The 24,255-nt window shown below is 61.9% G+C and carries 27 protein-coding genes; 11 read left to right on the plus strand and 16 right to left on the minus strand.

Annotated features, from left to right (window positions below; all coding sequences use genetic code 11):
* Nucleotides 1-16: 16 nt before the first annotated feature.
* The 3 genes from GLP43_RS13270 to GLP43_RS13280 form a co-directional block, all read right to left on the minus strand.
* A complete protein-coding gene (locus GLP43_RS13270; protein WP_237279681.1) occupies nt 17-1,255 on the minus strand; it encodes an aspartate kinase in 1,239 nt (412 codons plus the stop codon).
* Between the two features lie 161 nt (nt 1,256-1,416).
* A complete protein-coding gene (locus tag GLP43_RS13275) occupies nt 1,417-1,875 on the minus strand; it encodes a DUF1178 family protein (RefSeq protein ID WP_237279682.1) in 459 nt (152 codons plus the stop codon).
* A 72-nt stretch (nt 1,876-1,947) separates the two neighbouring features.
* Nucleotides 1,948-2,406, minus strand: coding sequence for an NUDIX hydrolase (locus GLP43_RS13280; RefSeq protein WP_005849371.1), 459 nt, complete (start codon nt 2,404-2,406; stop codon nt 1,948-1,950).
* Between the two features lie 108 nt (nt 2,407-2,514).
* On the opposite strand from GLP43_RS13280, the gene modA reads away from it, so the two are divergent.
* The 3 genes from modA to modC are packed head-to-tail and all read left to right on the plus strand — an operon-like array spanning nt 2,515 to nt 5,014.
* Nucleotides 2,515-3,243 (plus strand): molybdate ABC transporter substrate-binding protein, encoded by a 729-nt coding sequence (gene modA / locus GLP43_RS13285; protein ID WP_237279683.1) that lies wholly within the window; start codon nt 2,515-2,517, stop codon nt 3,241-3,243.
* The gene (gene modB, locus GLP43_RS13290) at nt 3,240-3,929 is read left to right on the plus strand and encodes a molybdate ABC transporter permease subunit (RefSeq protein ID WP_074634645.1); all 690 of its coding nucleotides are present in this window, start codon (nt 3,240-3,242) and stop codon (nt 3,927-3,929) included. Before modA ends, modB begins: the two co-directional genes overlap by 4 nt.
* Complete coding sequence (modC, locus tag GLP43_RS13295) at nt 3,926-5,014, plus strand: molybdenum ABC transporter ATP-binding protein (protein WP_237279684.1); 1,089 nt, start codon at nt 3,926-3,928, stop codon at nt 5,012-5,014. Before modB ends, modC begins: the two co-directional genes overlap by 4 nt.
* On the opposite strand, the gene GLP43_RS13300 is transcribed toward modC, so the two are convergent.
* Nucleotides 5,011-5,775, minus strand: coding sequence for an EcsC family protein (locus tag GLP43_RS13300; protein WP_005849379.1), 765 nt, complete (start codon nt 5,773-5,775; stop codon nt 5,011-5,013). The genes modC and GLP43_RS13300 overlap by 4 nt on opposite strands.
* A 53-nt stretch (nt 5,776-5,828) precedes the next feature.
* On the minus strand, nt 5,829-6,362 hold the full coding sequence (locus GLP43_RS13305; RefSeq protein ID WP_237279685.1) for a GNAT family N-acetyltransferase: 534 nt from the start codon (nt 6,360-6,362) through the stop codon (nt 5,829-5,831).
* A 37-nt stretch (nt 6,363-6,399) separates the two neighbouring features.
* Between GLP43_RS13305 and GLP43_RS13310 the strand changes: the two genes are divergently transcribed.
* Nucleotides 6,400-7,005: a flavin reductase family protein gene (locus GLP43_RS13310; RefSeq protein ID WP_237279686.1), complete on the plus strand. Its 606-nt coding sequence runs from the start codon at nt 6,400-6,402 to the stop codon at nt 7,003-7,005.
* A 79-nt stretch (nt 7,006-7,084) separates the two neighbouring features.
* Here the strand turns inward: GLP43_RS13310 and GLP43_RS13315 are convergent, their stop codons facing one another.
* Nucleotides 7,085-8,746, minus strand: a complete 1,662-nt coding sequence (locus GLP43_RS13315) for a SulP family inorganic anion transporter (RefSeq protein ID WP_237279687.1) — start codon at nt 8,744-8,746, stop codon at nt 7,085-7,087.
* A 168-nt stretch (nt 8,747-8,914) separates the two neighbouring features.
* On the opposite strand from GLP43_RS13315, the gene GLP43_RS13320 reads away from it, so the two are divergent.
* Both GLP43_RS13320 and GLP43_RS13325 read left to right on the plus strand, forming a co-directional pair.
* Nucleotides 8,915-9,787, plus strand: coding sequence for an S-methyl-5'-thioadenosine phosphorylase (locus GLP43_RS13320; RefSeq protein ID WP_009825108.1), 873 nt, complete (start codon nt 8,915-8,917; stop codon nt 9,785-9,787).
* 214 nt (nt 9,788-10,001) lie between these two features.
* Nucleotides 10,002-10,532 (plus strand): adenine phosphoribosyltransferase, encoded by a 531-nt coding sequence (locus tag GLP43_RS13325; RefSeq protein ID WP_074634648.1) that lies wholly within the window; start codon nt 10,002-10,004, stop codon nt 10,530-10,532.
* Between the two features lie 17 nt (nt 10,533-10,549).
* Here the strand turns inward: GLP43_RS13325 and GLP43_RS13330 are convergent, their stop codons facing one another.
* Genes GLP43_RS13330 through GLP43_RS13340 form a run of 3 tightly spaced genes read right to left on the minus strand, consistent with a single transcriptional unit; the run spans nt 10,550 to nt 13,388 of the window.
* A complete protein-coding gene (locus GLP43_RS13330) occupies nt 10,550-11,971 on the minus strand; it encodes an FAD-binding oxidoreductase (protein WP_237279688.1) in 1,422 nt (473 codons plus the stop codon).
* Between the two features lie 51 nt (nt 11,972-12,022).
* Nucleotides 12,023-12,808 carry an SseB family protein gene (locus GLP43_RS13335; RefSeq protein ID WP_237279689.1) on the minus strand — a complete coding sequence of 262 codons (786 nt, stop codon included), beginning with the start codon at nt 12,806-12,808 and terminating at the stop codon, nt 12,023-12,025.
* The gene (locus GLP43_RS13340) at nt 12,801-13,388 is read right to left on the minus strand and encodes a uracil-DNA glycosylase family protein (RefSeq protein ID WP_237279690.1); all 588 of its coding nucleotides are present in this window, start codon (nt 13,386-13,388) and stop codon (nt 12,801-12,803) included. The genes GLP43_RS13335 and GLP43_RS13340 overlap by 8 nt, the downstream gene beginning before the upstream one ends.
* 126 nt (nt 13,389-13,514) lie before the next feature.
* Between GLP43_RS13340 and GLP43_RS13345 the strand changes: the two genes are divergently transcribed.
* From GLP43_RS13345 to kdsA, 5 genes are all read left to right on the plus strand, one after another.
* Entirely contained in the window at nt 13,515-13,859 is a 345-nt protein-coding gene (locus GLP43_RS13345) for an ArsR/SmtB family transcription factor (RefSeq protein ID WP_237279691.1), read from the plus strand.
* Between the two features lie 23 nt (nt 13,860-13,882).
* Complete coding sequence (locus tag GLP43_RS13350; protein ID WP_237279692.1) at nt 13,883-14,785, plus strand: cation diffusion facilitator family transporter; 903 nt, start codon at nt 13,883-13,885, stop codon at nt 14,783-14,785.
* Between the two features lie 202 nt (nt 14,786-14,987).
* On the plus strand, nt 14,988-15,647 hold the full coding sequence (locus GLP43_RS13355) for an ABC transporter ATP-binding protein (protein ID WP_005849402.1): 660 nt from the start codon (nt 14,988-14,990) through the stop codon (nt 15,645-15,647).
* Nucleotides 15,625-17,334, plus strand: a complete 1,710-nt coding sequence (locus GLP43_RS13360) for a capsule biosynthesis protein (RefSeq protein ID WP_237279693.1) — start codon at nt 15,625-15,627, stop codon at nt 17,332-17,334. Before GLP43_RS13355 ends, GLP43_RS13360 begins: the two co-directional genes overlap by 23 nt.
* Nucleotides 17,331-18,164, plus strand: coding sequence for a 3-deoxy-8-phosphooctulonate synthase (kdsA, locus tag GLP43_RS13365; RefSeq protein ID WP_237279694.1), 834 nt, complete (start codon nt 17,331-17,333; stop codon nt 18,162-18,164). Before GLP43_RS13360 ends, kdsA begins: the two co-directional genes overlap by 4 nt.
* An 18-nt stretch (nt 18,165-18,182) precedes the next feature.
* Here kdsA and GLP43_RS13370 read toward each other — a convergent pair whose 3' ends face one another.
* The 7 genes from GLP43_RS13370 to aroA form a co-directional block, all read right to left on the minus strand.
* Nucleotides 18,183-18,827 (minus strand): phosphoribosylanthranilate isomerase, encoded by a 645-nt coding sequence (locus GLP43_RS13370; RefSeq protein ID WP_037966242.1) that lies wholly within the window; start codon nt 18,825-18,827, stop codon nt 18,183-18,185.
* Nucleotides 18,828-18,861: 34 nt separating this feature from the next.
* Nucleotides 18,862-19,212, minus strand: coding sequence for a LapA family protein (locus tag GLP43_RS13375; protein WP_009825117.1), 351 nt, complete (start codon nt 19,210-19,212; stop codon nt 18,862-18,864).
* Nucleotides 19,212-19,496, minus strand: coding sequence for an integration host factor subunit beta (ihfB, locus tag GLP43_RS13380; protein ID WP_237279695.1), 285 nt, complete (start codon nt 19,494-19,496; stop codon nt 19,212-19,214). Before ihfB ends, GLP43_RS13375 begins: the two co-directional genes overlap by 1 nt.
* A gap of 275 nt (nt 19,497-19,771) precedes the next feature.
* On the minus strand, nt 19,772-21,448 hold the full coding sequence (gene rpsA, locus GLP43_RS13385; protein WP_235183804.1) for a 30S ribosomal protein S1: 1,677 nt from the start codon (nt 21,446-21,448) through the stop codon (nt 19,772-19,774).
* 316 nt (nt 21,449-21,764) lie between these two features.
* Nucleotides 21,765-22,142 carry a rhodanese-like domain-containing protein gene (locus tag GLP43_RS13390; protein ID WP_237279696.1) on the minus strand — a complete coding sequence of 126 codons (378 nt, stop codon included), beginning with the start codon at nt 22,140-22,142 and terminating at the stop codon, nt 21,765-21,767.
* Nucleotides 22,143-22,234: 92 nt separating this feature from the next.
* Nucleotides 22,235-22,849, minus strand: a complete 615-nt coding sequence (locus GLP43_RS13395; RefSeq protein ID WP_237279697.1) for a (d)CMP kinase — start codon at nt 22,847-22,849, stop codon at nt 22,235-22,237.
* Nucleotides 22,849-24,201: a 3-phosphoshikimate 1-carboxyvinyltransferase gene (gene aroA, locus GLP43_RS13400; protein WP_237279698.1), complete on the minus strand. Its 1,353-nt coding sequence runs from the start codon at nt 24,199-24,201 to the stop codon at nt 22,849-22,851. Before aroA ends, GLP43_RS13395 begins: the two co-directional genes overlap by 1 nt.
* Between the last annotated feature and the right edge of the window lie 54 nt (nt 24,202-24,255).

Genomic DNA, 24,255 nt, shown 5'->3' on the forward strand with positions numbered 1-24,255 from the left:
GTGGGGCGCCCGGGAATTAGGCGCGTTTGTCCAGCTCGAACGCGTCATGCAGCGCCTGAACGGCCAGCTCCATGTATTTGCGGTCGATCAGAACAGAGATTTTGATCTCGGAGGTGGTGATGACCTTGATGTTCACACCCTCGTTCGAGAGCACCTGGAACATCTTGGCCGCAACGCCGGTGTGGCTGCGCATGCCGATCCCCACGACCGACACTTTCGCCACATCCGTATCCGCGATCAGATCGTCGAAGTTCAGCTCACCCGATTTTTTCGCGGCATCAATCGCGGTTTCTGCGCGTTTGATCTGATCGACGGGGCAGGACCACGTCATATCGGTGCGCCCCTCTTCCGAGATGTTCTGAACGATCATATCGACGTTCACGCCACCATCGCTGAGCGCGGTAAAGATCGCGGCGGCAATGCCGGGGCGGTCCGCGACCGATACCAGCGTCATCTTTGCTTCGTCACGCGAAAACGCGATACCGGATACTACATTGCTTTCCATAATTTCCTCCTCGGCGCAGACCAGCGTTCCAGCCTCGTCTGATTGTTCCTCAAAACTGCTCAGCACGCGCAGCTTGACCTTGTACCGCATGGCCAGTTCGACCGACCGGGTTTGCAGGACCTTGGCCCCCAGCGACGCCAGTTCCAGCATCTCTTCAAAGGCGATCTTGTCGAGCTTGCGCGCCTTGGCGCTCACCCGCGGGTCGGTGGTGTAGACCCCGTCCACATCGGTGTAGATATCGCAACGCTCTGCATCAAAGGCAGCGGCAAAGGCGACGGCGGTGGTATCCGACCCGCCACGCCCCAGCGTGGTGATCCGGCCCTCGGGGGAAACGCCCTGAAAGCCCGCGACAACCGCGACGCGCATGCCTTCGCCGAATTTCGCCATGATATTTGCAGGCGGAATTTCCTCGATCCGGGCCGAGGAATGCGCCGAAGTCGTCTTGACCGGCACTTGCCAGCCTTGCCAACTGCGCGCCGGCACGTCCATTTCCTGCAAAGTCAGGGCCATCAGCCCCGCGGTCACATTCTCGCCCGAGGAGACGACAGCGTCATATTCGCGCGCGTCATATAGCGGAGAGGTTTCGTTCACCCAGCCGACCAGCTCGTTCGTCTTTCCCGACATGGCGGAAACGATGACGATCACGTCATAGCCCTTGGCTACTTCGACGCCCACGCGTTTGGCCGCGCGGCGGATACGGTCCAAGGTGGCCACCGACGTGCCACCAAACTTCATCACCAGAACAGGCATATGTCCCCCGTTGCAAAACTCCGGCGCGGTGTACGCGCAAGCGCCGCCCTTAGCAAGCCCGCAGGCCGCTGTCGTAACGCAGGGAAATTATGTGTGAACCGCAAGTTGCAAGGTGACGCGGCGGGGTATCCGCCCGCCCAAGGTCGCCTGCGACCCGCCGTCTATGACGTGGTGCGCTTGGCCCGAAACGGCAGCGGCGTCAGCGGGATACCCTCTTCGATCAAGGCGACGGCTTCGTCCAGACGCGCCTCGCCATAGATCGAGCGGTCGGGCGCATCCCCGATGTGGATGGCACGGGCTTCACGCACGAAATCATCGCCAACATATTCCGAGGAGGTTTCGACCTCTTTTCGCAGCGCCTTCAGCGCCTCTTCCAACGCGCTTTGAGGTTTCGATAGTACCGGCACTGCGGCGTCCGGCTTTTGACCACCCTCACCGCGGTTCTCGCGGCGCTCACCGGTTGTGACACGGGGGGCCATCATGCCCTTGGTCACCTTGGTCGAACCACACAGCGCGCAGGTCAGATGCCCCGCCTGCGCCAGCGCATCAAAGGCGGCGGCAGATTTGAACCAGCTTTCAAACTGGTGGTCCTGATCACATTTCAGCGAAAACTTGATCATCGCGCCCGCAGGCATCCTCTCGTCGTTAAGATATGTTAAAAATGGGGGCGCAAGCCGGTCCAGTCAAGCGGCTCAACTCCGCCCGCGCGGATCGAAGTCCCGGATCATGCGCGCCAGCTCGGGCTCTGACACCATTTTGGCGGCCTTCTTGCGCGACATCCACTTGCGCCGCCGCTGGCCGGCTTCGGGGTATTTATCGGCGGTGATCTTGACCTCTACGGGATAGAGCATGGCCACCACCGGCAACATCTCTCCGTCGTCCATTTCCTTTGTGTAGGAATAGACGCCAAGGCAGCCGCCCGTGACCCGCCCACGCACGCCCGCTTCTTCCCATGCCTCGCGTGCGGCGGCGGCACCGGGGGTTTTGGCATCCATCGGCCAGCCTTTCGGCACAATCCAGCGTTTCGCCCCCCGAGACGTGATCAGCAGCACCTGCACCTTGCCTTGGCGCACGCGGTAACACAGCGCAGCGAACTGTGTTCGCACCTCTCCCTTGCGGGCACCTTGCAGTGATATGGGCAGCTGTTTCATGCGGGGCATTCTGTCTCCGGGGTGGTGCGACAACAAAAGCCTACCCGTGCTGTGATGACAAGACCAGTCGCCCTTGCACGCCCCTACGGCATGGCGGATACTGCGGGAATGAAACGTTTTTTGCCGCTCATTTTTGCAGCGCTGCTGCCTACCCTCGCGCAGGCAGAGCAGCCTTCGGTGACGGTCTTTGCGGCCGCCAGCCTGCGCGGTGCCCTGGACGAGGTCGCGCGCGGCTATGACGGCGATGTGGCGCTGTCGTTTGGCGGGTCCGGCACGATGGCACGGCAGATCGATGCGGGTGCCCCTGCCGATGTGGTCTTGCTGGCCGCACCGGTCTGGATGACATGGCTGCGGGATCGCGGCGCGGTCCAGGCTGACGCAGTGGTTGATTTGTTGGGCAATTCTCTTGTGGTGATCGCCCCCGCAGACAGCGATATCGCCCCGGACCCCGCCGATCTGGCGGGTGCCCTTGGCGATGCGCGGTTAGCGATGGGTCAACGGGACGCCGTGCCCGCCGGTATCTATGCGCGCGAATGGCTTGAGGTTACCGGACAATGGGAAGCAATCGCCCCGCGTCTGGCAGAGACGGATAACGTGCGCAGCGCACTGGCTTTGGTCGCACGGGCAGAGACGCCCTTGGGCATTGTCTACCGCACCGATGCGTTGGCCGAACCGCAGGTCCGCATCCTCTATGATATCCCGCAGGGGACACACAGCCCGATCACCTACCCCGCCGCCGCGCTTTCTGACAGCGGCGCGGCCTTCATGGCGCATCTGCAGTCCGACGACGCCCGCGCGGTCTTTGCCCGCCACGGTTTCAAGCCGCTGCCCGAATGACCGCAGACGCCGCCGCCTGGGACGCGCTGCGTCTGTCGCTTTGGGTTGCAGTTTGGGCGACGCTGCTGGCGATCCCGCTGGCGCTTTGGGTGGCGTGGCTGCTGGCGCGGCGGGATTTCTGGGGCAAGGCGCTGCTGAATGCCGCCGTGCATCTGCCGCTGGTTTTGCCGCCCGTGGTCACGGGGTATCTGCTGCTGATGGCATTCGGGCGGAACGCGCCCTTGGGCCGCGCATTGGACGCCATCGGATTGCAACTGGCTTTCCATTGGTCCGGCGCAGTGCTGGCGGCCATCATCATGGGGTTCCCCTTGATGGTCCGCGCCATGCGGCTCGCGATAGAGGCGGTGGACCCCAAGCTTGAAGACGCCGCTGCCACGCTCGGCGCCCCCCGCGCGGCGGTTTTTGCCCGCGTCACCCTGCCCCTGATCTTGCCCGGTGTGCTGGCGGGGACCGTGATGGGCTTTGCTAAAGCCATGGGCGAATTTGGCGCCACGATCACCTTTGTCGCCAATATCCCCGGCCAGACGCAAACCCTGCCAAGCGCCATCTGGGCCGCCTTGCAGATACCCGGTGGCGAGGGTCAGGCGGTGGCAATGGTGCTCATGTCCTCGGCCATCGCGGTCAGCGCCGTGCTTCTGTCTGAACTGCTCGCCCGCCGCGTTGCCAAAAGGATCGCCGGCACATGACGCTTTCACTGTCCCTGTCGCACCGCTTTGACGGCTTCGCGCTGGACCTCGCGCTTGACGCAGGGCCAGGCATCACCGCGCTGTTTGGCCGGTCAGGGGCCGGAAAATCCACCGTGATCAATGCCGTTGGTGGCTTGCTCCACCCCGATCGCGGGCGCATCGTGATCGATGGCGAGGTGCTGCTGGACACCGAGGGCGGCATCTATGTACCCCCGCACAAGCGCCGCCTTGGCACCGTGTTTCAGGACGCGCGGCTGTTCCCGCATCTCAGCGTGGCGCAAAACCTGATGTTCGGTGCCCGCTATGCGCCGCGCGGCAGCAGTGGCCCGTCACAACGCGACGTGGTGGCGCTGCTTGGGCTAGAAACATTGCTCGACCGCGCCCCCGCCACGCTATCAGGCGGCCAAAAGCAGCGTGTCGCCTTGGGCCGCGCCTTGCTGAGCCACCCGCGCATGTTGCTGATGGATGAACCGCTCGCCAGTCTGGACGGGCCCCGCAAGCAAGAGATTTTGCCCTTTCTCGAACGGCTGCGCGACGGGCCGCTGGGGCTGCCGATCCTGTATGTCAGCCACGCGGTGGACGAGATCGCGCGGCTGGCCGATACGCTGGTACTAATCCAGAACGGAAAGGTTCAGGCGCAGGGCCCGCTGTTCGATGTCATGGCCGATCCCGCCGCCGTGCCCCTGCTTGGTGTCCGCGAGGCGGGTGCCGTGATCGAGGCGGATGTCCTTGAACATGGAAATGACGGGATCACGACCCTGCGGATCAGCGCCGGAGAGCTTGAGCTGCCCGGCGTGCACGCCGATGCCGGTGCCCGCGTGCGTCTGCGGGTGCTGGCCCAGGACGTGATCCTGTCCCTAACCCGCCCCGAGGGGCTGAGCTCGGTCAACGTGCTGCCCGTCACGGTCGAGGCGGTTCACCCCGGCGACGGTCCGGGTGCGGCCATTGCCCTGCGTGCGGGGCGTGACCGGTTGCTCAGCCGTGTGACGGCCCGCGCTGTCGCCGAGCTTGGCCTGACACCGGGCATGACCTGCTATGCGATCCTCAAGGCCACCACGGTCGCGCCGGGCAGTATCGGGCGCTAGGCGATCTTGCGCAGCCCGACCTTGGCGCGCAGCCGCTCGACCAGTTCTTCGTGGGGGACATCCGCATCAATCGCCAGCTTGCGTAGCCCGAAATGCACATGGGCCATATCTTCGTAGTAGCTGGTATAGGCATAGTTGGTCGCTGCACCGGCCACCGCCCCCAGCACCGGCACCGCCTGCGCGGCCAGCTTTTGCCCCAAGACCAGCGCCAGACGCGGGGCCACTTTGGCAATCACCGCCTGCATGGCTCGCCCGCTTAACGCGACCCGTGCCGATAGAAACGCCAGATCGGCCCCGTCATCCTCTGACAAGGGCCCCGCGGCGCTGAACACCTGCACGCAATCGAACTGCACATTCTCGGCATGGGCATCAAAGCCGTGTTCCACCGCCACCCCCTGAATAACGCGGAGCAACAAGGTCGTCGTCACCGGCAGCTCTGCCAGTGCCGTGGGCAGGCCACCTGCGCCACCAGCCGCCCCCATCGCCGCGCTGACCGCCTGGTTCAGCCAGCTTTTCTGGTCCGGCACCATCGACCGCGTCGACGTCGCCGCCTTCATCGCCTGGCCCAATGCCTTGACGGTGGCGCTTTCAAGATTGCGGCGCACAGGCGAGGGAAGCTTGTCGATCAACCCCTCGGCGCTGCCGCCGATGACGTTCAATACATTGATACCCACGCCGCCCGCGCTTTTGTAGCGCTTGGCGATCTGGTCCAGCCGTGCCTCTACGTCAATGGTGCTGGGTAGGTTGCTTTCAATCTGCATGGGTTGGGCCCTTCGCCTGTTTGGCTAGAATGTGGGCCATCCCGCCGCCGCTTTCAATGTGGCCAAGCGGTGACATCGCCCGCGATGCCTTCCCACGCGCCATCGACCAGCGCGCGGCCCAACACCCGTCCAGGGTTCGTTGGCGGCGGCATCACCACATCGGTCAGCAAGGTAAAGCCGAAGCGGTTATAGTAAGGCGCATCCCCCACCAGCATCACGCGCGACCACCCCAGCGGGGCCGCTTGCGCCAGACTGCCCTCGATCAACAAGGCACCCAAGCCTTCGCCTTGCCGCGTCGGGTGCACGGCAACGGGCCCCAACAACAGCGCGGCATGGGCACCGATACAGATCGGCCAATAGCGTATGGCCCCGGCAAGGATACCGCCCGCGTCACGTGCCACATGGTTCAGCCCCGCCACCGGCGGCACCCCGTCGCGCAGGCGATAGGACGACAACGCCTCGCGTCCCGGCGCAAAGCAGGTGTCGTACAACGCTTCGACTTCCCAGTGATCGGCAGCCGTCTCGGGGGTAATATGATACAAGGCGTGGCCCTCTGGACGGTTTTCCTGTGGCGCTGCCTTTATCATGGCGCTAGCCATAGGTGCAAACCATGAGGAGAGTTTGATGTTCTACCGCCCGCAAGATGGCCACCCCCTGCCCCATAACCCGTTCAACGCGATTGTCACACCGCGCCCGATCGGATGGATCTCAACCCGTGACGCGGACGGGAACGACAATCTGGCTCCCTATTCTTTTTTCAACGGGGTCGCCTATACGCCGCCGCAGGTGATGTTTGCCTCTACCGGGACCAAGGCCGATGTGGACGGGACCAAGGACAGCATGGCGAACATCCGCGAGACCGGTGTCTTCTGCGTGAATATTGTCGAATACGCGATGCGCGACGCGATGAACGCCTCCTCTGCGACGCTGCCTCATGGTGCGGATGAATTCGGCCACGCTGGCATCGAAAAGGCGAGCTGCGATCAGATCAACTGCGCCCGTGTGGCGACCGCCCCTGCCAGCCTGGAATGCCGCATGACCCAGATGGTCAAGATCGAGGGAGAGAATAACTTTGTCGTCTTCGGCGAGGTCGTCGGCGTCCATATGCGCGACGATTGCATCAACGACGGACGCTTCGACGTGACGACCTACCAACCGCTGTCCCGCCTGGGCTACCGCGATTATGCCCGCGTGACCGACGTGTTCGAGATCATCCGCCCCGACGATTGATCCCCCCACATCCCGAAAAGCAAAAAGCCCCCGATGCAGACTGCATCGGGGGCTTTTTCGTTTCCCTCGGTCCGGCGGATTAGTGACCGCCAAGAATGCCGGTACGAACCTGATAGTTCGCCGCGATCTCGTAGTCGGGATCATCGTCGCTATCGATCATCAGGTGCCCGGCCTTCTTCAGCAAACGGTGACAATCACGGCTGAGGTGGCGCAGCTGGATGCGCTTGCCCGCGCCTTCGTATTTCGCGGCAATCGTCTCGATCGCTTGCAGGGCGGATTGATCCACAACGCGGCTGTCCTCGAAATCGACGATCACCTCGCTGGGGTCGGCCTTGACGTTAAAGAGCTCGGCGAAACCTTCGGACGATCCAAAGAACAGCGGCCCCTGAATCTGGTAGACCTTGGCCCCTTCAGGTGTGGTGTATGTCTTGGCGTGGATGCGACGCGCATTGTTCCACGCATAGGCCAGCGCCGACACGATCACACCGACGACCACCGCGACCGCAAGGTCTTCGTAGACGGTGACGACGGTGACCAGCAGGATCACGAAGGCATCGGTCAGGGGCACTTTGCGCAGGATCCCAAAGGAGTTCCACGCGAAGGTGCCAATCACGACCATGAACATCACCCCGACCAGTGCCGCCAGCGGGATCTGTTCGATCAGCGGCGCGCCGACCAGAATGAATAGCAGCAAAAAGACCGCAGCCGCAATCCCCGCGACCCGCGTGCGCCCGCCTGATTTGACGTTGATCATCGACTGGCCGATCATCGCACAACCGCCCATACCGCCGAAGAAGCCGGTCACGGTATTGGCCACGCCCTGCGCGATACATTCCTGGCTGGCCCCGCCGCGGGTGTTGGTCAGGTCGCTGACAAGGTTCAAGGTCAGCAGCGATTCAATCAGGCCGATGGCCGCAAGGATCACCGCATAGGGCAGGATGATATACAGCGTCTCAAGCGTGAAGGGTGCCAAGGCGGTGCCGTAAAGGCCAACACCTTCGCCAAACGGCATGTGGAACATCGGAAAGCCGCCCTCGATCGAGGCCAGATCGCCGACCCGTGGCACATCCATGCCCGTCGCGATCACCAGAATGGCGATGATACCGATGCCTGCCAGCGGTGCGGGGATCAGCTTGGTGATGCGCGGCATGACCCAGATGATCGCCATCGTCGCGGCTACCAGCGCCAGCATCAGGTAAAGCGGCCCACCCGAAAGCCATTCGCCACCCGACATGCCGTGACCTGTATCAACCATCGTGCCCGGCACTTTGAACTGGCCCATCTGGGCAAGGAAGATCACGATGGCCAGACCGTTCACAAACCCCAGCATAACAGGGTGCGGCACCAGCCGCATGAACTTGCCCCATTGCATGACACCCGCGAAAATCTGGATCAGCCCCATCAGCACGACCGTGGCGAACAGGTATTCGACCCCGTGCTGCGCGACCAGTGCGACCATAACAACGGCCAAAGCCCCTGTCGCCCCCGAGATCATCCCCGGACGCCCGCCGATCAACGCGGTAATCAACCCCACCAGGAAGGCCGCATACAGGCCCACCAGCGGGTTCACCCCCGCGACAAAGGCAAAGGCAACCGCTTCGGGCACAAGGGCCAAGGCGACGGTCAGCCCCGACAACAGTTCGATGCGCAGCCGCGACGGAGAGAACCCCTCTCCCGGCATCCAGCGCAGGTCGGTCACATCAAGATTTTTGGTAAAACTACGGAACGTGGTACGCGCCATCGGGCATCCTTCGGGTCAAATCGCATCAATAAGTCGGAAAGGTCTTTGCGGCCTCCTAGCTGAAACGTGAACAAAATGGAAGCCACGCGACGGCGCGGGCCGGATTTGAGGCTTTCCCTATGGGCCAAGCTTGATACTCTGCGCACAACTCAATCCAAGGGCGACTTCATGACACAGACGAAAATTGCCGTGATCGGCGGCTCCGGCATCTATGACATAAACGGGCTGGAGGGGGCCGAATGGCTTACCGTGGAAAGCCCCTGGGGCCCGCCATCCGATGCGATCCTGACCGGCACGCTGGACGGAGTAGAGATGGCCTTTCTGCCGCGCCACGGACGCGGACATGTGCATGCGCCCTCTACCGTCCCCTACCGCGCCAATATCGATGCGCTGAAACGGCTCGGCTGCACGGATGTGATCAGCGTCTCGGCTTGCGGGTCGTTCCGCGATGAAATGGCACCGGGAGATTTCGTGATCGTGGACCAGTTCATCGACCGCACCATCGCGCGGGAGAAATCTTTCTTCGGCACCGGCTGCGTGGCCCATGTCAGCGTGGCGCACCCCACCTGTCCGCGTTTGGGCGACGCCTGCGAAACCGCCGCGCGCGACGCGGGCATCAATGTGCACCGCGGCGGCACCTACCTTGCGATGGAGGGGCCGCAGTTCAGCACATTGGCGGAATCCAAGATGTACCGCGAAAGCTGGGGCGCGGATGTGATCGGCATGACCAATATGCCCGAAGCGAAATTGGCCCGCGAGGCAGAGCTTTGCTATGCCTCGGTCGCGATGATCACGGATTACGACAGCTGGCACCCAGATCACGGCGAGGTTGACGTGACCAAGATCATCGAGACGTTGATGGGCAATGCCGACAAGGGCCGTCAGCTGGTCGCGCGCCTGCCCAAACTGCTAGGAGCCGACCGCGCCCCCTGCCCGCACGGCTGCGACCGTGCGTTGGAATATGCGATCATGACCCAGCCCGAAATGCGCGACGCGGCCCTTGTGGCCAAGCTGGATGCCGTCGCGGGGCGCGTGCTTTAGGCGCACTGCAAACGCCGTCGCAGCGCCCGTGGCGGGTGCTGTGGCAGGTGAGTTTATTTGGCAAAATGAAGCGGGGCCTTGCGGTTTTGATGTGATGTCCCGCGGGGCCGCGCTGTGGAAGATGCTTGCTGACAGGGGGCGGGTCGCTTAACGCTGTGGCGCGGTTGTTGCGCTGGTGTGGCGACCGACCAAAGCCCAACGACCGGAGCACTGCATGAAACAGGTTCAAGATTACATCCGTACCATTGTCGATTTCCCTCACGAAGGGATCATGTTTCGCGATGTGACCACGCTTTTCGCCGACCCGCGCGGGTTCCGTATGGCCATCGACCAGATGCTGCACCCCTATGCCGGTATCGACATCGACAAGGTCGTCGGGCTTGAGGCGCGCGGCTTTATTCTGGGCGGCGCGATTGCGCATCAGCTGTCCGTCGGCTTTGTGCCCATTCGCAAGAAGGGCAAGCTGCCCGGACGCACCATCTCTCAGGATTACAAGCTCGAATACGGCGAGGCGATTGTGGAGCTGCACGACGACGCGATCCAGCCCGGTGAGAAGGTCTTGGTTGTCGACGATCTACTGGCCACCGGTGGCACCGCCGAGGCGGGGATCAAGCTGATCCAGCGTTTGGGCGGCGAGATCGTGTCCTGCGCCTTTATCATCGACCTGCCGGAACTTGGCGGGCGCAAGCGGCTGGAAGCGATGGGGATGGAGGTCAACGCGCTTTGCGCCTTTGACGGCGCGTAAACAGCGTTGCAGAGACTTTATTCCGGCGCGGGGAACATCGCGCCGGGATTCATGATCCCGTTCGGGTCCAGCGCCGCCTTGATCGCGCGCAACGCAGAGAGCTTCGCCGGATCGCTATAGCGTTCGAGGTCTTTGACCTTGAGCCGCCCGATCCCGTGCTCCGCACTGACAGAGCCGCCGAGCTCGTGCACCAGATCATGGATCGCCGTCTTGATGGGCAAGCGATCCTCCAGATGATCCTCGCGGCTTCGGCCCTGCACCGGGAAAACATTGTAGTGCAGGTTGCCGTCGCCCACATGGCCGAAACAATTGATCCTGAAATCGCCCAGCGCGCCGACCTTTTCCCCCGCGCGGATAATAAATTCGGGCAGCGCGCCCAAGGGGACCGAGATATCGTGGCTGGAGATCGACCCGATCTGGCGGTTGGCGTGAGGCATCATCTCTCGGACGGCCCAGAAATCTTCGGACTGCTGCTGGCTTTGCGCGATCAGCCCGTCTGTCACCAGCTCCGCCTCGAAGGCGGTGGCAAACAGCGTCTCGAGCGCGGCCATCGGATCCAGATCACCGCTAAGGCCTAATTCGATCAGCACGCTCCATTCTGGCGGGGTGTCGAAGGGCTGGCGCAGTTCGGGCATCTTTTCGGTGAGGAAATCCAGCCCGACGCCGTTCATGATCTCGAACGCGCTGATCATCTCGCCCAACCGACTGCGCGCGAGCGACAGCAGCTTCAGCGCCGCCGCCGGAGAGTTCACGACCAGTAGCGCGGTCCCTGTCTTGGCGGGCCGCGGGAAGAGTTTGAGCGCAGCGGCGGTGATGACGCCAAGCGTGCCCTCGGCACCGACCAGCAGGTGACGCAGATCATAGCCGGTGTTGTTCTTGCGCAGCCGTGTCAGGCCGTTCCAGATCTGGCCATCGGGCAGCACGGCCTCTAGCCCCAGACAAAGATCGCGGGCGTTGCCATAGCGCAGCACGCCGGTGCCGCCCGCGTTTGTCGCGAGGTTCCCCCCAATTCGGGCAGAACCCTGTGCCGCTAGGGTCAGGGGAAACAGGCGATCCGCGGCTTCGGCGGCGTCTTGCACGTCGGACAGGATCATCCCCGCTTCGGCCACCAGTACGTTTTCGTCAGGGTAGACCGCGCGGAGTTTGTTCATGCGTTCCAGCGACAGGATCAGCGGAGCGGGGCCAGATTCTGCCACCTGGCCGCCCACAAGTCCGGTACCACCGCCATAGGGGATCACGCCGACCCGTGCTGCATTGGCATGGCGGATCAGGGTCGCGACCTCTTCGACCGTGCGTGGCAGGGCTAGCACGGCCGATTTTCCCGCATAAAGCCCGCGGGGTTCTTCCAGATAGCGGGGCTCGACCGCGCGGAAGACGTCAGGCGAAAGATCGGCACGCAGCGCGGCCTCGAATGCGGGATCGGCGGGGTTCAATGTCATGGCCTATTGATCGCGCCAAGCGGGGCGGGATGCAAGCGGCTTTGGTCCTCGCTAATGCAGGATCGGCGGCTTTGACGGGTCAGATCCGGGGGCCTCCATCCGCGGGGTTTTCTCAAGCGGGTCCATCTGGGGCAGATCAAAACGCAGCCCGACTTTCGACAGTTTTTCAACCGTCGGATCAGAGGGCGCGAAGAAGCCCACATCCATCGCCCCCGCATCGATACCCGAGAATGTCAGCGCCTCGGAGGCGGCACGAACCAGCGCGTCTTGCGCGCGCGGGATGGCCCCGACAAAGCCCAGCAGATGCCCGCGCCCGCCACCGGTGTATTCAACCCCGACCAGCCACGCCCCTGCCGCCATGCCTGTGGCGGTCGCCAGCTTGGCATCAATCGCGGCAATCAGCGTTTCGGGAAGGCCCTTGGGCGGCAGAACACGGTCAATGCGCGCCTCGACCTCTCCGGCTTCATGAGCGAGTGTGTCGCGCAGCCAAGCCACGGCGCTGTCGGGCAGCACAATCGCCGAAGGGGCAACGTCAAGGTTCACCGCCATGCCAAGCGGTTGGCCCTCCAGCATCCCCGCAATCGCGCGCCCCGACAGTGCCACATAGGGCGCGGGCTGCCCGACATAGGCCGCAAGCCGTTCGATCCGGTCAAAGACCAGCACATAGGCGTCCTCGAGCAGGACAGGGCTGACCTGATCGGCGTCCGGTTCGGCTTCGAGCAGCAGGAAAAGCTCCACATCGGCCATGCGTTCATAGAACCGCAGGCGGGCAGCGTCATCGCTATCATCGGCCATCATGGCGGCATGGGCGATGTCCAGTGGCGTCGCTTCAGTCATCCAGTACATTCCTTACAGCAGCGCGGAGCCGGGGAAGCACGTCCTCCTCGAACCACGGATTTTTCTTGAGCCAACCGGTATTGCGCCACGACGGATGAGGCAAGGCAAAGACGCCCTTCGGGTGGTTTTGCCAATCGGCGACGGCGCGGGTGACTGTGGTGAACCCGGCCAGGTGATAACGCATGGCATAGGCCCCGATCAACACGGTCAGCCGGATATCGGGCACGGTATCGAGCGCACCTGCCCGCCATGTCTTCGCACAGATCGGCGGGGGCGGCAGATCGCTGCCCTTGGCGTCATAGCCCGGAAAGCAGAAGGCCATGGGGATGATCGCCACGCGGCTACGGTCATAAAAGGTCGTCTCGTCCACGCCCAGCCAGTCGCGCAGCCGCTTGCCAGAGGCATCCCAGAACGGAGTGTTCGCCTCATGCACCTTCAACCCCGGCGCTTGCGAGGCGATCAGCAGCCGCGCGCCCGGTTGGAACCAGACAACAGGATTGGGCCGGTGCCCTGTCGCCGTGGCCGCAAAGCGGTCGGCGCAGAGGGTGCATTGGCTGAGTTCGGGGCGGATGTCGGTCATGGGGGTAGACCTAGGCGGTGGCGCTCCGGTTTCAAAGGGGGCGGTGACGGGGTGGTGCCTGACGATCATTTCGAGACATTTCGAAATGAGCTTGACGCGGCCAATCATTTCTATATTTCTAAAAACATGAAAATGAATCCCGCCTCCCCCCATGACCTCACCCTGGCCGCTGCGCGCTTTGCCGCGCTCGGGTCAGAGCAACGGTTGCAGGTCCTCCGTTTGCTGGTGCGCGCAGGCCCTGACGGGCTGACCATCGGCATGTTGGGTGATCGCGCGGGCATCACCGGGTCGACGCTGACCCATCATCTGAAACTGCTTGTGGCCGCGGGGCTGGTGCGCCAGCAGCGGCAGGGGCGTAGCACCATCTGCGCGGCGGTATCCCATGACGCGGTACAGGGTCTGTCTGAATTCCTGATGACAGAGTGTTGCGCCGACGCCGCGAAGCCCTGCCCCGATCATCCCCACGGCTAACACCACAGATAGGGAAAGCCCCCATGTCACACGGTCACCACCATCACGTCGATCCTGACAGCGGCGACGGCAAGATTGCCCTCGCGGTGGCGATCAACCTCGGCCTCACGGTCGCGCAGGTCATCGGCGGGATCGTCGCGGGCAGCCTGTCGCTGATCGCCGATGCGCTGCATAACTTCAGCGACGCCATCGCGCTGATCATCGCCTTTGCTGCGCGCAAGATTGCCCGCCGTCCGGCCAATGCAGATATGACCTTTGGCTACGGCCGGATCGAGGCGGTCGCGGCGCTGATCAACTATACCACCTTGATCGTGATCGGCCTGTATCTGGCCTATGAGGCCGTGATGCGCTTTGCCAATCCCGAACCCGTGGCGGGCTGGATCGTGGTGATCGTCGCCGGCATCGCTTTGCTGGTGGATCTGGGCACCGCCGCGTTGACCTTTCGCGCATCGAAATCCAGCGTGAACATCCGCGCCGCCTTTTTGCACAATGTGGCCGATGCCTTGGGGTCGGTTGCCGTGATCGTGGCGGGGACGCTGATGATCCTGTTCGGCTGGGCTTGGGTGGACCCATTGGCCACGCTGCTGATTGCCGGATACATTCTGTGGCAATCTGCGACCGAACTGCCGCAGGTGGCGCGGATCTTGATGCTTGCCTCGCCCGATGCGCTGCGCACCGAAGACGTGATCGCGGCGCTGCGCGACCAGCCTGGCGTTACAGACGTCCATCACGTGCACCTGTGGCTGATGGAGGAACACGGCGCTGCCTTTGACGCCCATATCGTCGCCGAGCATGCCACCGACCCAAGCGCCCTGCGCCAAGCGTTGAAATCCTACCTGAAGTCCGAGTTCGATCTGAACCACGTCACGCTGGAGCTTGAGACCCAGGAAGCCCAGTGCCGCGACGCCAAGGTGATCGGTCACTAACACCCGCACCCGTCGATCTTGCGTATAGCGTGCCCTGCAAACCATCGCCGATGGCACCACCTTCGGGCGCGTGGGGCGTTTTGGCTCCTTGTAAATTCGGCCTCAACTACGACATAATATAGTCAAAATAGAGGGCTAGACACCGCCCAAGGCTCGGGAAACAGGGCGCGACATACCCGCAACAGCACCAATCGGAGCAGGCATGCTGGAATTCGACAACGTCTCCAAGTCCTTTTGGACTGGCACGCAACACAAGGTCATTCTCGACCATGTGTCTTTTCGTGTGGATTTGGGTCATTCCCTTGGCATCCTCGCCCCGAACGGCACCGGCAAGACGACCCTCATCAATATGATGGCGGGGCTGGAAAAGCCGGACGAAGGCGAAATCCGGCGCGGCTGCAATATCAGCTTCCCGCTGGGGTTTATGGGTGGCGTCGTCAACAAGGTTTCCGCGGTAGAGAATGCCCGCTATATTGCCCGTCTCTATGGGCTGGACCCTGACTACGTCGAAAGCTTTTGTCGCTGGCTGTGCGGGTTGGGTGAATATTTTGACCAGCCTGTCGGGACATATTCGGCCGGGATGAAATCACGGTTTTCGTTTTCACTGCTGCTTGCGCTTGATTTCGACATCTATTTGATCGACGAAGGCATGCCGAGCACCACAGATGTAGAGTTCAACCGCAAGGCGGGCGAAATTCTGCAAGAACGGCTGCGCACGACGACGATCATCATCGTTTCGCACCAAGCCGAGACGTTGGAACAATTCGCGCGGTCCGCTGCTGTCTTGCTTGGCGGAAAGCTACATATCTTCGACACCTTGGAAGAGGCCAAACAGCTTTATGACTACGAAACCCAAGGCTAGAAAATTCCGCATCAAACGTGCGACCCCTGCTGCGGCCCCTAAGGGGGCTGACGCGGTTGAACGTGATGCCCCCGCGGCAGCCACGCCAAAGCCGCAGGCCCCTGACGCGCCACGCGCTGCGGCCGCATCACGCGGCGAAGCGGCGAAAGCTACAGCGCCCAGCCAAGCTGCCGCAGCCTCCGCTGCGCGCTCGACCCCGCCCTCCGACGCCCGCAGCGGCGAGGTGTCATCAGCGACCGAAGTCAGCGGAGAGCAGGACATCGACGCGATCCGCCGCGAAGGGCTGACCGGCCGCCAGCTGCGCATGGCGCGTCGGGTGGCGCAAAAACACGGGCTTGCTCCGACCTCTGACTTCGATGCGGTGCGGTTGCTGCGCGCCGAAGGGATCGACCCGTTCCAACGCTCCAACATGCTGGAACTGGTCGTACCGCAGGAACAGAAGTCCACCGGCACAGCGCTTTCGAAAAACCGGATCCAGCTTCCCCAGACGGTCCCTGCCGGGGGGCGCAACCTGCCTTCGACCGACGTTAATCCGATGGAACGCCGCATGCGCGAGATCTCGGACATCCAGCGTGACATCACCAAGCGCCGCCGTCGCAAGATGGGGCTGCTTATGGTGCGTCTGGCGTTCTTTGTCGGGCTGCCCACAATCATGGGCGGGTATTATTTCTACAACATCGCCACGCCGATGTATGCGACAGACAGCCAGTTCCTGATTATCCAGAACGAAGGCACAGGCGGGCTTGGCCCCCTTGGCGGGCTGCTGCCGACCCAATTTGCCAACTCCGCCGATAGTATCGCGACGCAAAGCTACTTGCAGTCCAAAGACGCGATGCTGCGGCTGGACCGTGATGTCGGCTTTATGAAGCATTTCTCGGACCCCGCGATCGACCCGATCCAGCGGATGAGCCCGGACGCGTCAAACGAGGAAGCGTATAAACACTATAAGGACAACGTCAAAATCGGCTACGACCCGACCGAAGGCATGATCCGGATGGAGGTGATTGCCGCCGATCCCGAGGTCGCGGCCGACTTTTCCGAACACCTGCTGGAATATGCCGAAGAACGCGTGAACGCCCTGTCGCAGCAAAAGCGCGAAGACGGCATGCGCGACGCCCGCGAAGCCTACGAGCAGACGGTCGCGAAACGCCGCGCGGCGCAGGAATCGCTGATTAAATTGCAGGTCGAAAACGGCGTCGACCCGCAGGCAGTCATCGCGTCGATCCGCGGGCAGATCACCAATTATGAAACCTTGCTGCTGGAAAAAGAGCTTGAACTTGCCGCCCTGCTCGACAACCCGCGCCCCAACCGCGCCAAGGTGGACGGTGCCCAAGGCGACGTGCGCCGGCTCAGCGCGCAATTGGACAAGCTGAACGAACGCATGAACAGCGCGACCGAGGGCACCAACTCGCTGGCACAACAAGCGGTCAGCTTGCAACTGGCGCAGGCCGATCTGGCCGCGGCAGATGCCGCCTTGCAGGCGTCCCAGACCCAGATGGAACAAGCCCGCACAGAGGCCAGCCGTCAGGTCCGCTATCTGACCGTCGCGGTGCGTCCGGTGGCGTCGCAAAGCGCCTCATACCCACGCAAGTTCGAGAACACGATTTTGACATTCCTGATCTTTGCGGGCATCTACCTCATGCTATCGCTGACCTCCTCCATTCTGAAAGAACAGGTAACAAAATGACCCAAGTCACCGTTGGAAATGTCGTCATCGGGAATGATCGCCCGCTGACGGTGATCGCAGGCCCCTGCCAGCTGGAAAGCGAAACCCATGCCCAGATGATCGCCGGCCAGATGAAAGAGGCATGCGATGCTGTCGGCGCCCAGTTCGTATTCAAGGCAAGCTATGACAAAGCCAACCGCACCTCCCTTGGTGGCAAACGCGGGCTTGGCATCGACGAAGGTCTGGCCGTGCTGCAATCGGTGGGCAAATCCATCGGCGTGCCCGTCCTGACCGACGTGCATACCGAAGCGCAATGCGCCGTCGCTGCCGAGGCGGTCGATATCCTGCAAATCCCCGCCTTCCTGTGCCGCCAGACCGATATGCTGCTGGCCGCGGGCAATACGGGCAAGGTTGTGAACGTCAAAAAGGGTCAGTTTCTGGCCCCGTGGGATATGCCCAACGTCGTCGCCAAGATCGAATCCACCGGCAACAAACGTATTTTGCTGACCGAGCGGGGCACCTCCTTTGGCTACAACACGCTGGTCGCTGACATGCGTAGCCTGCCGCAGATGGCGCAAACCGGATACCCTGTCGTGATGGACGCAACCCATTCAGTCCAGCAGCCCGGCGGGCAAGGTGGCTCCAGCGGCGGACAGCGCGAGTTCGCCCCCGTCATGGCGCGTGCAGCGGTGGCGATTGGCGTGGGCGCGGTCTTTATCGAGACCCACGAAGACCCCGATAACGCGCCGTCGGACGGGCCGAACATGATCTATCTGGATCAGATGCCTGCGCTGATTGCGTCGTTGATGAAATTCGACGCGCTGGCCAAGGAATACCCCCTCACCTTCTAAGGGGTCATCCTGCTAAGACTAGACCTTCGCGGCGTTTCCGAATGCCGCGATCAGCCCTGCGTCCTTTACCCCCGGCGCGCTTTCCACTCCGGAAGAGACATCGACCTGCCGTGCGCCGGTCATACGGGCGGCCTGAGCCACATTGTCAGGGGTCAGCCCCCCCGCCAGCATCCATGGCTTGTCCCATGTGCGATCTGCGATCAGACGCCAATCAAACGACAACCCATTACCACCGGGCAGCGCTGCCCCTTTGGGCGGCTTTGCGTCGATCAGGATCTGGTCCGCCACGGCCATATAGGCATCAATCTGTGGCAGGTCATCTGCATCGGCCACACCGACCGCCTTCATCACCGGCAGCCCATAGCGCGCCTTGACCTCGGCGACACGCTCTGGCGTTTCCTTGCCGTGTAGCTGCAGCATATCAATAGGCACAGCCGCCGTCAGCGCGTCCAGAAAGGCGTCATCCGCGTTGACCGTCAGCGCGACCTTACACAGCCCCATTGGCACCTCTATGGCCAGTTCAGCGGCTTGATCAATCGTGACGTGTCGAGGGGATTTTTCAAAGAAAACAAAACCGACATAGCGCGCACCGGCCGCAGCGGCCGCCGCAATATCCTGCGTGCTGCGCAAGCCGCAGAACTTCACGTGCAAATTTTGGGTCATTGGATGGTTCCTGCGCTAAGGGGCATAGGCCCGCTTAGCTTGCTTGATCCAGCAGCGCCAGAACCTCGTCCTGGTCCTGATACTTCTCGCCTTTCAGACGTGCGACTTCACGTTCCAGACGGCGCATCTCACGGGCCTGACGCGCGGCTTCGGCACGCTGGCCGTATTCGCGGATCCATTCCCAGACGAAACCCACCAGCAGACCGGCGATGATGCTGCCCAGAATAACAATAAACAGCGGCACCTGAATTTCAGGGTTCAACGCGAACCAGCCCGATACCTCGGTCGGTAGCAACTTCAGCGACACCATAGACCGGTTGGCCAAGGCAACCGCGATCAGTGCAATGGCGAAGATTGCGATGCAGAGGTAGCGAACATAACGCATTAGGAATTCCCGTTTAAACGATCTCTAAGCAGTTTACCGGTCTTGAAGAACGGCACGTGCTTTTCTTCTACATGAACCGTTTCCCCAGTGCGAGGGTTCCGGCCCACACGGGCGTCACGTTTTTTCACTGAAAAGGCACCAAAGCCGCGCAGCTCTACCCGATCACCGTCGGCCATCGCGCCGGTGATCTCTTCGAAGATGGTATTTACGATCCGTTCCACGTCGCGCTGATAGAGATGGGGATTGTCGTCGGCAATCTTCTGGATCAGTTCTGACCGGATCATTTAACGTCCTCCGAGGTGCGCAATTAATGTCTTATCTAGGTGGGACTATAGCAAACCAAACGCGTTCGTGAAGTCATGCAAATTTCTATTATTGCGATTAAGTGGCGGGAAGTCGCTGTTTTCCAGTCATTTTTTAGTCACATTTCACGCAACCACCCGGAATAGCGCTGACAGGTGCCCTTCCCTGCCCCTCGCCACAGATTGCGATTCGGAACGAAAAAGGGCCCCGCAGTCTGCACTGCGAGGCCCCTGATCTGTGTAATAAGCGCTAAGGCTTATTCGTCGCCTTTCAGAGCGGCACCCAGGATATCACCCAAGGATGCGCCGGAGTCAGAGGAGCCATACTGCTCGACTGCTTCTTTCTCTTCTGCGATTTCACGTGCTTTGATCGACACGCCCAGACGGTGCGCTTTCGCGTCAACGTTGGTGATGCGTACGTCAACCTTGTCACCAACCGAGAAACGCTCGGGGCGCTGTTCGGCACGGTCACGCGACAGATCGGAGCGACGGATGAAGGCTTTCATGCCTTCGTATTCGACTTCGATGCCACCGTCTTCGATGGAGGTGACGGTCACAGTCACAACGGAACCGCGCTTCACGCCGCCCACTGCTTCTGCGAACTTGTCGCCGCCCACACCTTTGATCGACAGGCTGATGCGTTCTTTTTCCACGTCAACTTCGGAAACAACGGCCTGAACCGTGTCACCTTTGCGGTAGTCCTGGATCGCTTCTTCGCCGCGCTGGTCCCAGCTCAGGTCAGAGAGGTGAACCATGCCGTCGATGTCGCCTGGCAGGCCAACAAACAGACCGAATTCGGTGATGTTTTTGACTTCGCCTTCAACTTCGGTGCCTTCTGGGTGCGTTTCAGCAAACACTTCCCATGGGTTGCGCATGGTCTGTTTCAGACCAAGGGAAACGCGACGCTTGGCACCATCGATTTCCAGAACCATGACTTCGACTTCTTGGCTGGTGGAAACGATCTTGCCGGGGTGTACGTTCTTCTTTGTCCAGGACATTTCGGAAACGTGAACCAGACCTTCAACGCCTGGCTCCAGCTCAACAAATGCACCGTAATCGGTGATGTTGGTGACGCGGCCAGTGTGCGTGGATTCCAGTGGGTACTTGGCTTGAACCAGATCCCATGGATCTTCTTGCAGCTGTTTCATACCCAAGGAGATGCGGTGCGTCTCTTTGTTGATCTTGATGACCTGAACCTTGATGGTTTCGCCGATCGACAGGATCTCGGATGGGTGGTTCACACGGCGCCATGCCATATCTGTGACGTGCAGCAGGCCGTCGACGCCGCCCAGATCAACGAAGGCACCGTATTCGGTGATGTTCTTGACCACACCGTCAACTTCCTGACCTTCGGTCAGGTTGCCGATAACTTCGGCACGCTGTTCGGCACGGGATTCTTCAAGGATTGCACGACGCGAAACAACGATGTTGCCACGACGACGGTCCATTTTCAGAACTTGGAACGGCTGCTTCAGACCCATCAGCGGGCCGGCATCGCGCACGGGGCGCACGTCAACTTGGGAACCGGGAAGGAAGGCAACTGCGCCGCCCAGATCAACGGTAAAGCCACCTTTAACGCGGCCAAAGATCGCGCCTTCAACGCGCTCTTCTGCGGCATAGGCTTTTTCCAGACGGTCCCAGGCTTCTTCGCGACGCGCCATCTCGCGCGAGATGACAGCTTCGCCACGGGAGTTTTCTACCTGACGCAGGAATACTTCGACTTCGTCGCCGACTTCCACTTTGGGTGCTTCGCCAGGCTCGGCAAATTCTTTCAGTTCAACGCGGCCTTCCATCTTGTAGCCTACGTCGATAATAGCTTGGCCCGCTTCGATCGCGATAACCTTGCCTTTGACAACAGAGCCCTCTTCGGGCGTGTCCATTTCAAAGCTTTCTTCCAAAAGTGCTTCGAAGTCTTCCATTGAGTTCATAGCCATGTAGCTTGATTTTCCTTTAGCATTTGGTTTCTGGCCGCGCGGTTGTCTCCGCCGGTCTGTGGTTAAAATTGTCATCCGCGATGGGATTCGATCCGCAAAACAAAGAGGGCCGGATGAAACCGACCCTGCCTGATATCTCGCGCCCGAAACGTGTATCCGCCCCTTAGACAGTCGCGCGTATAGCCCTGTTTCGGGGCAAAGGCAAGGGCTGGCACGGGTGATCCCCTGTTCATACAGGTTCATACAGGGCGATGTCACCAAAAAGGGCAGACCGTAGTCTGCCCTTGTCCATTCTGTCATCCGCGTAGTGGCGCGATCAGCTTTCGGTCGGGCCGCCCGCCTCTTTCCAGCCGGGGAAACCGCCGATGTTGGTGACGTTGGTATAACCCATGTCGTGCAGCGTTTTACCCGACAGCGCGGCCTGACCGCCTGCGCCGCAGATCAGGTAAATCTCCGCGTCTTTTTCGAAAATCGGGTTATACATCTCTTCCTTGTTCGGGTCGGCGCGGAATTCGATCATACCGCGCGGCACACGATGCGCGCCCTTGATGGTCCCGCTTTTGGCGATGTCGCCGGTATCGCGCACGTCGATAAAGACGCCCTTGCCTTCGGCATGTTTCGCAATCACGTCCTTGGCGTCCATCTTGGGGACAACGGCATTCGCATCGTCGAGATAGTCTTGAGCGGTCTTCATAGTCAGCACCTCTTGATTATTCCTATCGTGCCCAGCCTATCGACAGGCACGTCCCAGACCAACGTCAGGCTGCGACATTCGTTCCGCCGCGTTTAGTCACCTCTACGTGCGGCTACCAGTTCGATGGCGCGGGCGACGGCTGTTTCGATATCCATGGTCGAGGTATCCATCAGCTCTGCATCCTCGGCTGGCTTCAGCGGTGCCTCGGCGCGGGTGCTGTCGCGGGCATCGCGGGCCTGTACATCGGCCAGCACCCCTTCGACGGTGACCTCGGCCCCCTTGGCGCTAAGCTCGGCAAAGCGGCGCTGTGCACGGACCTCGGGCGTGGCGGTAATGAACAGCTTGACCGGCGCATCGGGGCAGATCACCGTACCAATGTCGCGCCCGTCCAGCACCGCGCCCCCTGCCCGCATGGCAAAGCTGCGCTGGAAATCGACCAAAGCGGCCCGCACAGCGGGGATCGCGGCCGCGCGGCTCGCGGCCTCTGCCACGGCGTTGTTGCGCAGTTGGTCATTCTCAAGATCATCGGCTTGCAGGGTCAAGGCGGCCTCTTCGGCGGTCATGCCCTCCAGCACTTTCGCCCCTACGGCGCGATAGAGCAGGCCGGTGTCCAGATGCGCAAAGCCGAAATGCGCCGCAACAGCGCGCCCGACAGTGCCCTTGCCCGCCGCAGCCGGCCCGTCAATCGCAACGGTAAAGCCCAGCATCACCCCTCCCCCCGCGTCACATCCGCGCCAAGGCGTTTCATCAGCGGCTCGAAGATCGGGAAGGACGTGGTGATCGGCGACCCGTCGTCCACACTGACAGGCGACGTCGCGGCCATGCCGAGGATCATAAAGGACATCGCGATGCGGTGGTCCAGCTGGCTGGCGCAGGTGGCCCCGCCCGGCACGTTGCCGTGCCCCCGTCCGGTGACCGCCCACCAATCGGGGCCCTCGTCTACTTCTATCCCGTTGGCGCGCAGCCCCTTGGCCATCGCGTCGATCCGGTCGCTTTCCTTGACCCGCAGCTCTTTCACGCCGCGCATCATCGTCTGGCCCTGCGCAAAGGCGGCCACGACAGAAAGCACCGGATATTCGTCGATCATCGACGCCGCACGCGCTGGCGGCACCTCGATCCCCTTAAGGTCGGGCGAGAACTTAGCGCGCAGGTCCGCGACAGGCTCGCCGCCCTCGGTGCGTTCATTCTCGTAGGTCAGATCGGCCCCCATCTCGCGCAGCGTGGTGAACAGGCCTGCCCGTGTCGGATTCAGCCCGATCCCCGGCACCAGCACGTCGGATCCTGGCACGATCAAGGCAGCACAGACCGGAAACGCAGCCGAGGACGGATCGCGCGGCACATCGACATGCTGCGCTTGCAGTTCTGGCTGGCCGGTCAGAGTGATCACACGGCCCTCGTCGGTGTCTTCCACCGTGATCTCGGCCCCGAAACCCGCCAACATCCGCTCCGTATGGTCGCGCGTGGCCTCGGCCTCGATCACGACGGTCTTGCCGGGGGCGTTCAGCCCTGCCAGCAACACGGCAGATTTCACCTGTGCGGACGGCACTGGCACGGTGTAGCGCACGGGCACAGGGTCAGCGGCCCCCACGATGGTCATGGGCAAACGCCCGCCTTTGCGGCCCACGGCTTGCGTGCCAAACAGCGCTAGCGGGTCGGTGACCCGCGCCATGGGGCGACCGTTCAGGCTGGCGTCGCCGGTGAATGTCGCGGTGATGGGGGAGGTCGCCATCGACCCCATGATCAAGCGCACCCCCGTGCCCGAGTTTCCGCAGTCGATCACCCCGTCCGGTTCTGCGAAACCGCCCACGCCCACACCGCGCACTGACCAGTTGCCACCGCCCATATTGGTCACTTCCGCGCCAAAGGCCTGCATCGCCTTGGCCGTGTCCAGCACGTCGTCGCCTTCAAGCAATCCGCTGATGGTGGTTTCGCCGATGCACATTGCGCCCAAAATCAAGGACCGGTGCGAGATCGACTTGTCCCCCGGCACCTCGGCCACGCCAGACAGCGGGCCGCAAGCGGTAGAGGTCATCGGGACGGGCGTGGCGTGGCTGGACATGGAAAACCCTCAAAAAAACTTCCTGAAAGCCCGTCTTAAACCAGCGATCCCGCC

Source organism: Sulfitobacter sp. M39, assembly GCF_021735935.1.
Classification (GTDB): Bacteria; Pseudomonadota; Alphaproteobacteria; order Rhodobacterales; family Rhodobacteraceae; genus Sulfitobacter.

Bases quoted from the DNA above. Each gene is read 5' to 3' on its own strand.
- GLP43_RS13335 (WP_237279689.1), bottom strand. From the start codon at position 12,808: ATGACTGAAGCGACGCCACTGGACATCGCCCATGCCGCCATGATGGCC.
- GLP43_RS13375 (WP_009825117.1), bottom strand. From the start codon at position 19,212: ATGCGTTATGTTCGCTACCTCTGCATCGCAATCTTCGCCATTGCACTG.
- rpsA (WP_235183804.1), bottom strand. From the start codon at position 21,448: ATGGCTATGAACTCAATGGAAGACTTCGAAGCACTTTTGGAAGAAAGC.
- GLP43_RS13330 (WP_237279688.1), bottom strand. From the start codon at position 11,971: ATGACATTGAACCCCGCCGATCCCGCATTCGAGGCCGCGCTGCGTGCC.
- GLP43_RS13320 (WP_009825108.1), top strand. From the start codon at position 8,915: ATGACACAGACGAAAATTGCCGTGATCGGCGGCTCCGGCATCTATGAC.
- aroA (WP_237279698.1), bottom strand. From the start codon at position 24,201: ATGTCCAGCCACGCCACGCCCGTCCCGATGACCTCTACCGCTTGCGGC.
- GLP43_RS13275 (WP_237279682.1), bottom strand. From the start codon at position 1,875: ATGATCAAGTTTTCGCTGAAATGTGATCAGGACCACCAGTTTGAAAGC.
- GLP43_RS13305 (WP_237279685.1), bottom strand. From the start codon at position 6,362: ATGATAAAGGCAGCGCCACAGGAAAACCGTCCAGAGGGCCACGCCTTG.
- GLP43_RS13345 (WP_237279691.1), top strand. From the start codon at position 13,515: ATGAAAATGAATCCCGCCTCCCCCCATGACCTCACCCTGGCCGCTGCG.
- GLP43_RS13395 (WP_237279697.1), bottom strand. From the start codon at position 22,849: ATGCTGGGCTTTACCGTTGCGATTGACGGGCCGGCTGCGGCGGGCAAG.
- modA (WP_237279683.1), top strand. From the start codon at position 2,515: ATGAAACGTTTTTTGCCGCTCATTTTTGCAGCGCTGCTGCCTACCCTC.
- GLP43_RS13280 (WP_005849371.1), bottom strand. From the start codon at position 2,406: ATGAAACAGCTGCCCATATCACTGCAAGGTGCCCGCAAGGGAGAGGTG.
- GLP43_RS13325 (WP_074634648.1), top strand. From the start codon at position 10,002: ATGAAACAGGTTCAAGATTACATCCGTACCATTGTCGATTTCCCTCAC.
- GLP43_RS13350 (WP_237279692.1), top strand. From the start codon at position 13,883: ATGTCACACGGTCACCACCATCACGTCGATCCTGACAGCGGCGACGGC.
- GLP43_RS13390 (WP_237279696.1), bottom strand. From the start codon at position 22,142: ATGAAGACCGCTCAAGACTATCTCGACGATGCGAATGCCGTTGTCCCC.
- GLP43_RS13300 (WP_005849379.1), bottom strand. From the start codon at position 5,775: ATGCAGATTGAAAGCAACCTACCCAGCACCATTGACGTAGAGGCACGG.
- GLP43_RS13370 (WP_037966242.1), bottom strand. From the start codon at position 18,827: ATGACCCAAAATTTGCACGTGAAGTTCTGCGGCTTGCGCAGCACGCAG.
- GLP43_RS13355 (WP_005849402.1), top strand. From the start codon at position 14,988: ATGCTGGAATTCGACAACGTCTCCAAGTCCTTTTGGACTGGCACGCAA.
- GLP43_RS13270 (WP_237279681.1), bottom strand. From the start codon at position 1,255: ATGCCTGTTCTGGTGATGAAGTTTGGTGGCACGTCGGTGGCCACCTTG.
- ihfB (WP_237279695.1), bottom strand. From the start codon at position 19,496: ATGATCCGGTCAGAACTGATCCAGAAGATTGCCGACGACAATCCCCAT.
- GLP43_RS13360 (WP_237279693.1), top strand. From the start codon at position 15,625: ATGACTACGAAACCCAAGGCTAGAAAATTCCGCATCAAACGTGCGACC.
- GLP43_RS13340 (WP_237279690.1), bottom strand. From the start codon at position 13,388: ATGACCGACATCCGCCCCGAACTCAGCCAATGCACCCTCTGCGCCGAC.
- modC (WP_237279684.1), top strand. From the start codon at position 3,926: ATGACGCTTTCACTGTCCCTGTCGCACCGCTTTGACGGCTTCGCGCTG.
- GLP43_RS13310 (WP_237279686.1), top strand. From the start codon at position 6,400: ATGTTCTACCGCCCGCAAGATGGCCACCCCCTGCCCCATAACCCGTTC.
- GLP43_RS13315 (WP_237279687.1), bottom strand. From the start codon at position 8,746: ATGGCGCGTACCACGTTCCGTAGTTTTACCAAAAATCTTGATGTGACC.
- kdsA (WP_237279694.1), top strand. From the start codon at position 17,331: ATGACCCAAGTCACCGTTGGAAATGTCGTCATCGGGAATGATCGCCCG.
- modB (WP_074634645.1), top strand. From the start codon at position 3,240: ATGACCGCAGACGCCGCCGCCTGGGACGCGCTGCGTCTGTCGCTTTGG.